Source organism: Paraburkholderia sp. SIMBA_054 (assembly GCF_046534875.1).
Lineage (GTDB): Bacteria > Pseudomonadota > Gammaproteobacteria > Burkholderiales > Burkholderiaceae > Paraburkholderia > Paraburkholderia hospita.
On record NZ_JAWRXV010001428.1, the window covers coordinates 1 to 245 of the forward strand.

Sequence of the window (245 nt, forward strand, 5' to 3'; positions counted from 1 at the left end):
ATTGTTCTGACGGGCGAGTATCATGGCAATCCAGTCGATAAATACCCTGACCCGGGGAGAAAGTTGCCGATCGCGCGGATATACAACAGATACCGGTGAGGAGCTGGGCGGATAAGCGTGGAGTATCTGTACTAATTCTCCATCCGCAATATGTCGTATCGCATGATAGCGAGGTATCTGAATGATCCCAAGGCCCAAGCTGGCCGCAGCCGTATAGCTTTCAGCGGCATTGACCGAAACCGGAG

1 protein-coding gene is annotated in these 245 nt (G+C 52.7%); it reads right to left on the minus strand.

Annotation, left to right across the window (positions count from 1 at the left end; translation table 11 throughout):
* Positions 1-245, minus strand: a 245-nt coding sequence (locus SB822_RS59760) for a LysR substrate-binding domain-containing protein (RefSeq protein WP_410859467.1), incomplete at both ends; no start/stop codon positions are given.